We start from the raw sequence: 12,810 nt of genomic DNA, 5'->3' as shown, positions 1-12,810 counted from the left end.
TTTCATAGAAGTATAGTTTATTTTATTCTCATTAAAGTTTATATAGTAGTTATGCTAAAAAACTCAATATTATACCTGCTGCTACAGCCGATCCAATTACACCGGAAACATTTGGAGCCATAGCATGCATAAGTAAATAGTTGTTGGAATCTGACTTTAAAGCTTCATGATGAACCACTCTGGCACTATCGGGTACTGCTGAAACTCCTGCAGCTCCAATTAGTGGGTTAATTTTATTATCTCCTTTGAGAAATAAATTCATGAATTTTGCAAATAATAAGCCGCCCATAGTTGCTATTACAAATGAAATTGCTCCTAATCCGAATATTAACATTGAATCTTTATTGATGAAAATATCTGCCTGGGTTGATGCACCAACCGTCACACCAAGTAAAATAGTTACAATATCAATTAACTTTGTTCGGGCTGTATCTGCAAGTCTTTCGGTTCTTCCAGACTCTTTAAGTAAGTTTCCAAAGAACAACATTCCCAGTAGAGGTAATGCACTTGGTGAAATAAAAGTTGTTAATAACAATCCGACGATTGGAAATAGCATTTTTTCTTTGCGGGAAACAGCTCTGAGTGGTTTCATACGAATTTTTCTATCCTCTTTGGATATCAATAACCTCATTAAAGGTGGTTGTATTACAGGAACCAGAGCCATATATGAATATGCTGCAATTGCAATTGGGCCAATAAGGTTTTTTACTGTTGTACCATCGGGTAGAATATTCACCCCATTAGCTAATTTTGACGAAAGAAAAATAGCAGTTGGTCCATCTGCACCACCAATTATCCCAATAGCACCGGCTTCAGGAAGGTTAAAACCAAGATATATTGCTCCAAGAAAAGTGCCAAATACACCTATTTGGGCTGCAGCTCCAAGAAGCATTAATTTTGGGTTAGCTATAAGAGATGAAAAATCTGTCATGGCACCAATTCCCAAAAATATTAGTGGTGGATAGATTCCTTTTACTACTCCAAAGTATAAATAGTTCATTACAGATCCACTTTCATAAATACCAATTTGATTTCCGGCAACAAAAGGTATATTACCTAATATAACCCCTGTTCCAATAGGGATTAACAATAGTGGCTCATAATCGTACTTTATACCGAGATATATGAATACCAGCCCCACAATAATCATTAGTATATGACTGCCTGTTGCATTGGCAAATCCGGTATAGCTATAAAACTGCTTTATACCATCGAATGCACCGTCAAGAACCTCTTTTGATTGATTATTTTCCCAATTGGAAATTGAAAGTTCAGTTTTTTCAGTATCAGTTTCTGAATTTAATCCTAATACAGGCCTTATAAATATCAGAAAAGACATTACTCCGAATATTATAAATATTTTCTTCATATGTATATAATTCAATATTTTGGTCATACCTGCCTGACTGCATCATGCAGGCAGGTGTTATCCCCATTTATATTCATCACGCTTGGTCTCGGCTAAGTCGAGATGGGGATGTCATATATTCTTTTTCCATCATATTTACTATAGTTTGATAGTAATGATGTTAATAGTTTTTTATTCTAACTCAATCATTACTTCATCCTGTAATACCTGTTGTCCCTCTTTAACATGAACAGCGCTAACAACACCTTCTTTTTCAGATGTAATATTGTTTTCCATTTTCATAGCCTCCAAAACCAGCAACCTGTCGCCAATTTTAATTTCATCACCAACTTTTACATCAATAGACATAACTACTCCGGGTATTGGAGCTACAATTTTGGTTTTTTGTGAACCAGGATTAATTTTTAGAGGTTCTGCAGGGCGTTTTGACGCTGAACGTATTAGGGTAGGGGTTTTTGACTTTTTAACTTCTTCTTTTAGCTTTACAGAATAAGAAGTGCCATTAACCTCTAATTCAATAGTACTGCCCCGATGCGATAATATGTTTACCTTGTAATTATTATCGTGTATTTTGAAATTGAAATTTTTCATTTGTTATTTTATATACTAGACAATTAGATTATAGTCTATTATGAGTACCATAGATTTTTGAGCTCCATGGAGAGTATGATTTTCGTGCCTGTTTTATGGTTAAAATCGGATTCTCATGATCGTGTTGATCATTGAGATAAATGTGAATTGCTGTTGAAATGGCTGCGACAATCTCGCCTGTAAATTCTTCATCAGTAAAAACAGGCATTTCTTCTGTTTTTTTATTTTTTCCTTTTATTATTATCTTGATTACCATGTATGCATATAGCAGATATGGCATTCCAAATCTAAAAACCAGAAACAGACTGATTAAAGCTCCAAATACAATTAATAATCCAGTGATCAAAATAATATAACCTTCACTAATTTGATCTATTTGTAAATCTACAGTTAACAACATTATAGTGGTATATTAGAGTGTTTTCTTGGTGGATTAATCTCTTTTTTGTTTCCCAAAAGTTCTAAAGCTCTTATAATTCTGAACCGGGTATTTCTCGGCTCGATTATATCGTCAATAAATCCATATTTTGCCGCTTCGTAAGGGTTTGCGAATTTTTTAGTGTATTCACTTTCTTTTTTTTGGATATATTCGCTTTTTTCTTCAGCATTTTCAATTTTGCTTATATTTCTGCCTTCAAGAACTTCAACTGCACCTTTTGCACCCATCACAGCAATTTCAGCTGATGGCCAGGCATAATTTACATCACCTCTTAATTGTTTACAACTCATTACATCATGAGCTCCACCGTATGATTTGCGAATAGTTATTGTAACCTTTGGAACTGTAGCTTCACCATAAGCAAACAATAGTTTTGCTCCGTGAAGAATAATTCCTCCGTATTCCTGTCCTGTACCGGGTAAGAAGCCAGGTACATCAACCAAAGTTAAAAGAGCTATGTTAAATGCATCACAGAAACGAACAAATCTGGCTGCTTTTCTAGAAGCTTCTATATCCAGAACGCCTGCGTAATATTTAGGTTGATTAGCAACAATCCCAACTGGTCGGCCGTTAAACCTTGCAAAACCAACAGTTATATTTCGGGCATAGTTTCTATGTACTTCTGTAAATTCTCCCTTATCGGTGATAGTGGAAATAATATCTATAATATCATAAGGTTGATTAGGGTTTTCAGGAATAATGTCATTCAGGGATTCTTCTAATCTGTCTATTGGGTCACTACATTCGATAGTAGGTGGTTCTTCAAGGTTGTTAGAAGGCAGGTAGCTCATTATTTTTCTAATAAGTAAAATACTTTCTTCATCGCTTTCTGCAAGGAAATGAGAAACTCCTGATTTAGTAGAATGGATTTTGGCCCCGCCAAGCTGTTCGGTCGTTACATTTTCACCGGTTACAGTTTGTACAACTTTTGGTCCTGTAACAAACATGTAACTTGTTTTGTCTGTCATAATAGTGAAATCAGTTAGTGCAGGAGAATATACTGCTCCCCCGGCGCAAGGTCCCAGGATTGCAGATATTTGCGGAATAACACCAGATGCCATAATATTTCGCTGAAAAATTTCAGCATATCCGGCCAATGAACGTACCCCTTCCTGAATTCTGGCACCTCCACTATCGTTAAGTCCAATTACCGGAGCGCCAACTTTCATAGCCATATCCATAATTTTACAAATCTTTAATGCATAAGTTTCAGATAACGATCCGCCAAATACGGTAAAATCCTGTGAGAAAACATAAACTATTCGCCCATCAACAGTACCGTGCCCCGTAACAACTCCATCAGAAAGGTAAATTTGTTTATCCAGTCCAAAAGATTTTGTTCGGTGGGTAACAAACATATCATACTCTTCAAAACTATCTTCATCAAGAAGCAGGTGTATACGCTCGCGAGCAGTTAATTTTCCTTTAGCGTGTTGAGAGTCTATACGTTTTTCTCCTCCTCCCATTTTAGCTTTAGCTCTTTTACTTATGAGCTCATTAATTTTCTCTTGATTTGCCATTATACGTTTTGTGTTATTTGCTAATGTTGGTTTTGTTCAGTGTAGTTATAAGCCCTTATTTAGAGCATAATTCAGTAAGAACTCCATGTGTTGATTTAGGATGGATAAATCCAATATTTAATCCTTCAGCACCTTTTCTCGACTTTTTGTCAATGAGTTTGACACCTTTCTTTTCAATTGTTTTTAAAGCCTCAGTTGTATTATCAACTGCAAATGCTAAGTGGTGTATTCCCTGTCCTTTTTTTTCGATGAATTTACCTATAGGTCCATTAGGTGATGTGCTTTCTAACAGTTCTATTTTGGTGCCGCCGACCATAAAGAATGCTGTTTTCACATTCTGATCTGTCACTTCTTCTATAGCATAACACTTTAAACCCAGAATATTTTCGTAGTGCTTGATAGAGTCATCTAAGCTCTCTACCGCAATTCCAATGTGTTCGATGTGAGATATTTTCATAATTACAATTTGAAATGTAACATTTGTTACCTTGGTTTTATTTATCAAATGTAACAATCGTTACATTTGATAAAACTTTTTGTAACATGATTTTGATTACTTTGAAAAATGAGATATGTCAGAAAGTTGACTTGCATTAGAAAGAAGGGGGGACAAGACTCTTTAATAGAAATTCACTGAAAAATGATTTATTATTCAGATATTTGAAATGTATAATATTGTAATTTACAGCAGTGCAGAATATGAAAACATATAAACCCAAAAAAAGATTAGATGTTAAAGAGTATATATCGGGAATTTTAAAAGGAGACAGAGTGCTTCTTTCAAGAGCAATTACAATAGTGGAGAGTAGCTTGAAGAATGATGAAGTAATAGCAAAAGAAATTGTACAAAACATACTACCTAAAGCCGGGAATTCTATTAGAATTGGAATTACAGGAGTTCCGGGGGTTGGTAAAAGTACATTTATAGAGAGTTTTGGTAAGTATTTGATTTCAAAAGGTCATAAAGTAGCCGTATTGTCAATAGATCCAAGTAGTCAGCGATCGAAGGGAAGTATTCTTGGAGATAAAACCCGGATGGAAGAGTTGTCTAAGATGGAAAGAGCTTATATCAGACCTTCTGCATCAGGCGATACGTTGGGAGGTGTTGCAAATAAAACCGCTGAAACCATTTTGCTTTGCGAAGCTGCCGGTTACGATGTTATCTTAGTGGAAACAGTAGGAGTAGGGCAGTCGGAAACTGCGGTTCATGCTATGACCGATTTCTTTTTATTGCTGATGTTGGCGGGTGCAGGTGATGAAATTCAGGGAATAAAAAAAGGAATAATGGAGATGGCAGATATGGTTGTTATTAATAAAGCAGATGGAGATAATATAGCTAAAAGCGAAATTGCGAAATTACAATATCAAAATGCTTTACACATTTTTCCTCAGGCAGAATCGGGGTGGACTCCGGTTGTAAGTACGGCATCTGCTCTAAATACCACAGGAATTGATTCGGTTTGGGAGAAAATAAAAGAGTACAGGGAATTAGTTTCTAAGAATGATTATTTTGATAAAAACAGAAATAATCAACAAATAGAATGGATGTATAATAATATTAATGAAGCATTAAAGCGTATGTTTTATAGCTCTGAAAATATTTCGAATCAACTAAAGATTAGGGAAAAGGAAATTAAATCTTCAAAAATATCCCCTTTAAAGGCTTCACAAGAGATTATAGACTTATTTATGGAGGGAAAAACTAATTTAAAAAAGGGTAATTAGTTAGTACACCAAACAATATTATTAAGTTAAATTTGTAAACAGTTGTTTGTGTTTTCGTTTATGTGTTTTATCATGTTTATTTAGATTATTAAACAAGTATTTATAGTTTTGCATTCCTTAATAATTTAGTAGCACGAGTTAAGGGTTATAATGAAACATAAATTAAGTAAAGAGTAATATGCAAAATTTTAATGTTTTTAAAAATTTTAAATCAGATTTACCTGCCGGACTAGTAGTTTTTCTGGTTGCTTTACCATTGAGTTTGGGTATCGCACTTGCTTCCGGGGCACCTTTGTTTTCAGGAATTATTTCCGGAATTATCGGTGGTGTTGTAGTTGGGTCTTTGAGCGGATCTTCACTTGGAGTTAGCGGACCGGCCGCAGGTTTGGCTGTTATAGTTTTGGTTGCAATTCAACAGCTGGGTTTCGAATCATTTCTGGCTGCAGTAGTAATTGCAGGGGTTATACAGTTGATATTAGGCTATTTAAAGGCCGGTATTATCGGGTATTTCTTCCCAACTTCAGTTATTAAAGGTATGCTGACAGCAATAGGTATCTCAATTTTCTTAAAACAGATTCCCCATGCACTGGGTTATGACAATGACTATGAAGGGAATTTGGACTTTTTCAATATGGATGGTTCAAATACTTTTTCCGAGCTTATTAATATGTTTGGGCATATTAATATTGGAGCCGTAATAATTACGGTGCTTTCTTTGGGAGTTCTTATACTTTGGGAAAAAGATTTTATAAAAAAACTCAGTTTTACAAAAATAGTTAAAGGACCATTGGTAGTGGTGGTTTTAGGTGTAGTACTAAATGCTGTTTTTGTAAATTTCATACCGGACTTGGCTATAGGGTCTTCACATCTGGTTAGTATACCTATAGTAGATAATATCGGTGGATATATCGATTTATTTATTACTCCTGATCTTGCCTCATTTGCAAAACCTGAAGTTTGGACTGTGGCATTTACCCTGGCAATAGTAGCAAGTCTGGAAACTTTACTATCGGTTGAAGCTGCCGATAAAATGGATCCGTATAAGAGAGTTACTCCAACCAACAGAGAACTTAAGGCTCAGGGTGTGGGTAATATTGTAGCAGGTTTAATTGGTGGAATCCCTGTAACTCAGGTAATTGTTAGGAGTTCTGCCAATGTTCAGACGGGAGGTAAAACAAAAATGTCTACAATTTTTCACGGAATTTTAATTTTAATAAGTGTAATTTTATTGCCGTTAATATTGAATATGATTCCCTATGCGGCTTTAGCTGCTATATTATTGCAGGTGGGGTATAAATTAGCCAGGCCAAGCTTATTTAAATCGATGTATGCTTTGGGAAGATATCAGTTCATACCATTTATAGTTACGGTTGTAGCTATTGTATTTACTGACTTATTGGTAGGTATTACAGTAGGAATGGTATTTGCAATTTTCAATATATTGATGGCAAACTACAGAACTTCTATCAATTTGGAAGAAGTGAAAGCAAAAGACAATTGTGTAAAAATAACATTATCGCAGGAGGTGTCTTTTTTAAATAAAGGTGGTCTTTTAAAAAAATTAGATCATATAGAGCCCAGAACAAAACTGATTATAGACGCGACAAAATCAGTAAGTATTGATTACGATATTATTGAGGTAATAGAAGAATTTAAAGAGAAAGCAAAATATAAAGATATAGAGCTTGAAGTTATAGGTATTTCGCATAGAATGCCTGATAATCAGTTCGAATTGTTTAAAAATATTATTAACGACTCTAAATCACAGAAATTATGACAATTGGCAAACAAATACAGGAACTATTGACACCCGATCAAGTCATTGAGTTATTGAAAAAAGGTAATGAAAGATTTGTAAATGATGAATTACGAAACATTAAAACTCATCATGTATTAGAAGCTACAAAGGGGGGGCAGAACCCAATGGCAGCGGTACTGGCATGTATGGACTCAAGGTTACCGATCGAGAGAATCTTTGACAAAACCATCGGAGAATTGTTTTCTTTCAGATCTCCGGGAAATGTAGTCAATAACGATATTATAGGTGGAATGGAGTACGCATCCGAAGTTGCCGGCACAAAATTGTTTGTTGTAATGGGGCACACGGGGTGTGGCGCCGTTAATGCGGCTATCAGTGGTGCAGAATTGGGAAATCTTACCAAAACCCTCACAAAGATTAAACCTGCAATTGAAAGAACAGCAGATTTTGAAGATATGACAGGAAAAAATCTCGAATATGTTAATGCCGTTATCGATAATAACACCCTGAACTCAATAGAAATTATCAGAAAAGAAAGTGAAATTTTGAGGAAAAGAGAAGAGAAGGGCGAAATTAAAATAGTTGCAGCTATGTACGATATTGCTACCGGAGTAGTTACATTTCATTAAGAATTGATTAAATATATAAAAGAACGGATTAGTGCTATACTTATCCGTTCTTTTGTTGTATAATTTAATACAGTTTCTTTAATTTAAATCAATGTTGAATTTTGATTTTATAATAATAATACATGTTACTGTAGCATCATTGCTCAAAGTACCACCTAATTCAAAATTAAGATCATAAAATAGGTCTACAGTGTTAATATTTTCTTCTAGTTTAGTTTTAAATTCATCAGAGAGTTGAAAGGTATAATCTACTGTTAATTCAACATCTTCATCTAAAACATCCTTAGCTATTAATCCAGATGTTCCAATTCTTATATAAGTACCTGCCCTTGTAAATGTATTATCTTCCGACACACTTATTATCTTAACTTCCACATTATCAATAACTATACTTTCAATTTGTTCAGAATAACCTTCTAGCTCCTCAATATCATCCACGATGATATAATCTGTAACATAATAATCATAACCAACCTCATCATTAGTACTTTTTTTAGCCACAGGAGGTGAAATTATCATTTCAGAAGTTTCTAAATCAACATCAACTTCAATTTCAGTTAATTCATCAATCTCATCGCACGACGAAAATAAAAGAAACAATACCGCAATAATTGGAATCAATAATTTCTTCATAGCTTTGAATTTAGATTAAACATATAATCACTTCAAAGACAGTAGTTTGCAATCCGCAAAGGTACGAAATTCCATGACCGAAAGCAAAGGTTTTACCTGTTTGTGAGGTGAAATTAACGGTGGTTTTACTAAAGAGTATTTTGATGAATAAGGGTTATATTTCCGTTGGAGCGATATCGTTTAAGTTAAGCGTTTTGTTTAACAATAACCCTAATATTTCTACTAAGTTAAGTAACCCAGAGAGCTAAAAAGCTTAATTGTAAAAGGTTATTTTTTTTAATCTTAAATCATCATTATTTTTCGTAATTTTAGATCATCCTTTCCACCGTGTTAAAATTTAATATGGTGAAACTCTTTGACCTTAAAAAAATAGACAAAAGGATTGAAAAGATCATTTCTTATCCCGGTATAGGAAAAAATAACCTGATCCTGAGGAAAAATTACTGGATTGCCTCTTTGGCATTCTTTATTGTCATTGTAGTTCTAACATTTGTTTTTTGGCTTATTTACCCGGAGTTCAAAATACTTCTCAGTTATGGTCTTTTTCTTTCAGTAATCTTTCTTGAATACCTTATTGCGGCGTTTTTTGTACGTGAAAATCTAAAAAAAATACAGGTTATTAATCAAGTACTTATTACCGTTGGCACATTTTTATTCATACTAAAACTTGGAGGAATACCCCATTCCGGGGGCTTGATTTTTGTAGGTTTCTTCGTAGTGCTGTTTTCTCTGGATTTTAAGATAATTAAGTATTCTGTTTTATTGTTTATTATCTACGTTATAACACTGGTTTTGGCAGGAATACTACATCCTTATTTAACTGTAGCTCCCGAAATGACTAGTTCTGCAAATATTTTCTTATTTGTAGTAAACCTGCTTTGGATATCAGCTTTCGCTTTTTTATTTGTTCTAAATTTTATTTCTCAACGAATCGAGATAGAAAAGAAGGAGATAAAGCTTTTAAAAGAGTTAAATGAAATCAGAACAAAGCTATACACAAATATCACTCATGAATTTAGAACACCTTTAACCGTGATTCAGGGTATGACTGACCTTATCAGAACAAATCCCGATAAGTGGCTTCACAGGGGAACACGAAAGATCGAAAATAACAGTGTTATTTTGTTAAATTATGTGAATCAAATGCTCGATCTTTCAAAGCTGGAGGCTGGGGCTATGACAGTATCAATGATTCAGGGAAACATAATATTATATATTACTTATCTGGTTGATTTATTCCGGTCTTTGGCCGACAGTAAAAAAGTAACACTTCAATATTTTCCTGAGAATGAGCCTGTGCTGATGGATTACGACCCTGCTAAATTAACACAGATTATTTCAAATCTGATTTCGAATGCGGTAAAATACAATAAATCGGGAGGAAAGGTTGAAATAACAACTTCGATAAATAAAAGTAATGGATACAGACTAGAAATAAAAGTCAGGGATAACGGCATTGGAATTAAGGAGGAGGAGCTGCTTAATATTTTTGATCGCTTTTACAGAGGAGATAAGGACAGAAAGAATATACAAAATGAACCCGGTTCCGGACTTGGTCTGGCCCTAACACTGGAACTGATAAAGTTATTGGGAGGCACAATCAGAGCCGAAAGTGTTTACGGCAAAGGTACGGAATTTAGAGTTTCGCTTCCTGTTACCAATAATGCGTCTTTGGTAGAAAACAAAGATTTGGCCGAAATTACCGGAGTAATATCTGCACCGGAAGCTTACTATGAAGAAGAGGGCCCGCTAGTAGAGAAGAAATGCAGACAAAACAAACCAGAGCTTCTTATAGTAGAGGACAGGCACGATATTGTAGAGTATTTATCTGCATTGCTCGAAAAGGATTATTGCGTGCAGTATGCCTTAAACGGAAAGGAAGGGTGGAAAAAAGCGTTGGATTTGAGTCCTGATATAATTCTGAGTGATATTATGATGCCCGAAATGGACGGTATAGAAATGCTCGATAAAGTAAAAAACGATGTTCGTACCAGTCATATTCCGGTAATAGTTTTAACCGCAAAAGCCGATATTGCCTCGAGAATTAATGGATTGAAAAGGGGAGCAGATGCATATATTTCAAAACCTTTTAACAAGGAAGAGTTAATGGCGCAGCTTAATACACTTGTAGAGTTGAGGAAAAAATTACAGAAACGCTATTCTATAATAGGTTATAATCCAGTATCTAAAGATGCAGACAATAATACAGAAGATATTTTCATCCAAAAAGTTAGTGAATTTATGCGTGATAATCTGGAGGATGATAATTTCAATATCAATGACTTGTGTTACGAAGTAGCAATGAGCAGGTCGCAACTGTATCGCAAATTTAAATCGCTCACCAACAAAACATTATTCGAATACCTTCAATTGATCAGGCTTCATAAGGCTAAAGAATTATTGACAACTGCCGATATCAACGTATCGGAAGCAGCTACACTAAGCGGCTTTAAAAACCTTTCACATTTTAGCAGGGCATTTACCAAAGAATTCGGGATAAATCCAAGTAAAATTAAAAAAATGTAATCACTCTCCTGATTTTGAGACCCTGAGCAAACATTTTGAGAGGTAGAGTAAAAGTACTACTATTGTTATTAATTAACTTCAGGCTCAAATCATTAATCACTATTCTCAGCAAAATCAGGAAGAAGATTTTAGGGGATATTATAGCTGCCTCCCTTTTCATGAAGGGCAGTAATTAACATAAACCTTACACTCATGAAATATATATCTAAATTATTTCTTGTTGTTCTGAGCATTAGCTTATTTATTGCCTGCGAAAAAGCAGATAACCTAATAGACAACAATGAAGTTCAAAAAAAAGCAAAAGACTTCAAAAATCAACCTCCGGGGCTTGATCAGGAACGATTCGTTACCATGAAGGCAAAAGATTTTGCTTATTTAAATGTTGATTTGAAAATCCACTATCGCATAATAGGAAAAGGTCCTATAGATATGGTTTGGATACCCGGTTGGACAAACCCAATTACGGTATTTACAAAACAATTCGATTACTTTAAAGATAAAGCCAGATCAATATATATAGATCTTCCGGGGCATGGATTAAGCGATACATTTATACCAAGCACATATCCCGTTCCTGCAGCTTACGAACCCGATGGAGAGGATTGTAAATTCGTTCCTGTTGATTATCCGGAACCCGATTCTGAAGGAATGCATTATACAATGGAAATGATGGCTGATGCTATGTATACTGTGCTCAAAAAAGAAGGTGTTCATAAGTTTACGGCAGTTGGCTTTAGTTGGGGACCTAAAGTTTTAGGTAAATTCGAAAAAACTTATCCGGGGATGATACAAAAACTGGTAGCTATCGATGGAGGTTTTAAACCGGGTGTAAGTGAACTTGAAAACTTCTGCGAATATATGGGGCAATATCAATGGACAGAGGGATTTAAAGCATTTTTAGCAAATTACTTAGGAGGTGTTTATAGTGGCTTAGAACCCGATCCTGAGCTATTGGAATTATTGCAATATTTTGTAGAGTTTCCGAGTATCATTCTTGCTGATATGAATTATCAAGCCACTAAAAATGAAAATAATGTTCCGGTTGGATGGATGTATCCAAAATTATGCTTCTATGCTAATCCAACCCCTAACATGGATAAAGTAAATTTATTTTACCCTAATAATACAGTATATACATTTCCGGGAGGTGGTCATGTTATTCACTGGCTTTTTGCAGATGAAATCAACCCGTTAATTGCTGACTTTGTTAAAGACCGCCCGGGTAATAAATATTAATAAAATTTCTGGGTTATAATTATTATAAGGGAGGGATATTTCTCTCCCTTAATTTATTTTTAATTTGGAACACCTGAGTCTTTTTTTAATAGAGAAAAAGGTATTATTATATAGAAATTTGAAATGTATTTGGTGTAACTGCAAAGTCTAAAGTCTAAAGTCTATAGTCTAAAGTCTATAGTCTAAAGTCTAAAGTCTAAAGTCCAAATCGACGTAAGGAGATTCACCGAGCACTATGTCTCGGCTTAGCTGATGAACCGCTGAATTATATCACTGAGCAACTGCTGAAAGTGAAAGAGCCAGCGAGGTAAAGTCTAAAGTCTAAAGTCCAAAGTCCAAAGTCTAAAGTCCAAAGTTTAAAGTCCAAATCGACGTAAGGAGAT

Annotated in this window: 11 protein-coding genes; 5 read left to right on the top strand and 6 right to left on the bottom strand. The window is 34.8% G+C overall.

Annotated elements, in window-relative coordinates; translation table 11 throughout:
* Positions 1-49: 49 nt before the first annotated feature.
* The 5 genes from ABFR62_09590 to mce all read right to left on the bottom strand — a co-directional run bounded on the left by ABFR62_09590 (position 50) and on the right by mce (position 4,376).
* Positions 50-1,369 (bottom strand): sodium ion-translocating decarboxylase subunit beta, encoded by a 1,320-nt coding sequence (locus tag ABFR62_09590; protein ID MEN8138675.1) that lies wholly within the window; start codon positions 1,367-1,369, stop codon positions 50-52.
* A gap of 171 nt (positions 1,370-1,540) precedes the next feature.
* Entirely contained in the window at positions 1,541-1,960 is a 420-nt protein-coding gene (locus tag ABFR62_09585; protein ID MEN8138674.1) for a biotin/lipoyl-containing protein, read from the bottom strand.
* A gap of 28 nt (positions 1,961-1,988) precedes the next feature.
* Positions 1,989-2,360, bottom strand: a complete 372-nt coding sequence (locus ABFR62_09580) for an OadG family protein (GenBank protein ID MEN8138673.1) — start codon at positions 2,358-2,360, stop codon at positions 1,989-1,991.
* Complete coding sequence (locus ABFR62_09575) at positions 2,360-3,919, bottom strand: acyl-CoA carboxylase subunit beta (GenBank protein MEN8138672.1); 1,560 nt, start codon at positions 3,917-3,919, stop codon at positions 2,360-2,362. Before ABFR62_09575 ends, ABFR62_09580 begins: the two co-directional genes overlap by 1 nt.
* A gap of 55 nt (positions 3,920-3,974) precedes the next feature.
* On the bottom strand, positions 3,975-4,376 hold the full coding sequence (mce, locus tag ABFR62_09570; protein MEN8138671.1) for a methylmalonyl-CoA epimerase: 402 nt from the start codon (positions 4,374-4,376) through the stop codon (positions 3,975-3,977).
* Positions 4,377-4,618: 242 nt separating this feature from the next.
* On the opposite strand from mce, the gene meaB reads away from it, so the two are divergent.
* From meaB to ABFR62_09555, 3 genes are all read left to right on the top strand, one after another.
* Complete coding sequence (gene meaB, locus ABFR62_09565) at positions 4,619-5,644, top strand: methylmalonyl Co-A mutase-associated GTPase MeaB (GenBank protein MEN8138670.1); 1,026 nt, start codon at positions 4,619-4,621, stop codon at positions 5,642-5,644.
* 178 nt (positions 5,645-5,822) lie between these two features.
* Positions 5,823-7,421, top strand: a complete 1,599-nt coding sequence (locus ABFR62_09560; GenBank protein ID MEN8138669.1) for a SulP family inorganic anion transporter — start codon at positions 5,823-5,825, stop codon at positions 7,419-7,421.
* The gene (locus ABFR62_09555; protein MEN8138668.1) at positions 7,418-8,032 is read left to right on the top strand and encodes a carbonic anhydrase family protein; all 615 of its coding nucleotides are present in this window, start codon (positions 7,418-7,420) and stop codon (positions 8,030-8,032) included. The genes ABFR62_09560 and ABFR62_09555 overlap by 4 nt, the downstream gene beginning before the upstream one ends.
* A 78-nt stretch (positions 8,033-8,110) precedes the next feature.
* On the opposite strand, the gene ABFR62_09550 is transcribed toward ABFR62_09555, so the two are convergent.
* Positions 8,111-8,665, bottom strand: a complete 555-nt coding sequence (locus ABFR62_09550) for a hypothetical protein (protein MEN8138667.1) — start codon at positions 8,663-8,665, stop codon at positions 8,111-8,113.
* Positions 8,666-9,007: 342 nt separating this feature from the next.
* Here ABFR62_09550 and ABFR62_09545 point away from each other — a divergent pair, with 342 nt between their 5' ends.
* Complete coding sequence (locus ABFR62_09545) at positions 9,008-11,191, top strand: ATP-binding protein (protein ID MEN8138666.1); 2,184 nt, start codon at positions 9,008-9,010, stop codon at positions 11,189-11,191.
* Positions 11,192-11,383: 192 nt separating this feature from the next.
* A complete protein-coding gene (locus ABFR62_09540; GenBank protein MEN8138665.1) occupies positions 11,384-12,427 on the top strand; it encodes an alpha/beta hydrolase in 1,044 nt (347 codons plus the stop codon).
* Positions 12,428-12,810: the final 383 nt, after the last annotated feature.

Source organism: Bacteroidota bacterium (assembly GCA_039714315.1).
GTDB lineage: Bacteria > Bacteroidota > Bacteroidia > Flavobacteriales > JADGDT01 > JADGDT01.
This window is presented reverse-complemented; position numbering and strand designations above follow the sequence as displayed.